This is a genomic window from Sulfoacidibacillus ferrooxidans, from assembly GCF_022606465.1.
Classification (GTDB): domain Bacteria; phylum Bacillota; class Bacilli; order Alicyclobacillales; family SLC66; genus Sulfoacidibacillus; species Sulfoacidibacillus ferrooxidans.
Genome location: NZ_JALBUF010000147.1, coordinates 1 through 234 on the forward strand (window position 1 = coordinate 1; position 234 = coordinate 234).

Here is a 234-nt window from a genome sequence, read left to right on the forward strand (position 1 = left end):
CATGGGCTGAACAGTTGCAAGTATAATCTTGCTTACCACATACATGCCACCCCATATACTTGCGGCTAATGCCATGTATAAGGCGCCTAAATAGCGTGTATTCATCCATATCCCTCCGTCATATTTGGACATTCATTGTCCACTGGCGAAGGGAAAATACGTCCCGATCCCTTCACTCAATGGCGTGGGAATGAGGGGACGTCGTTCTCAAATAATGCATCAAACACCATGTGT

1 pseudogene is annotated in these 234 nt (G+C 46.2%); it reads right to left on the minus strand.

From position 1 onward, the window contains the following. Positions 1-105 (minus strand): annotated as a pseudogene (locus tag MM817_RS17735) (EamA family transporter); the annotation flags it as partial. Positions 106-234: the final 129 nt, after the last annotated feature.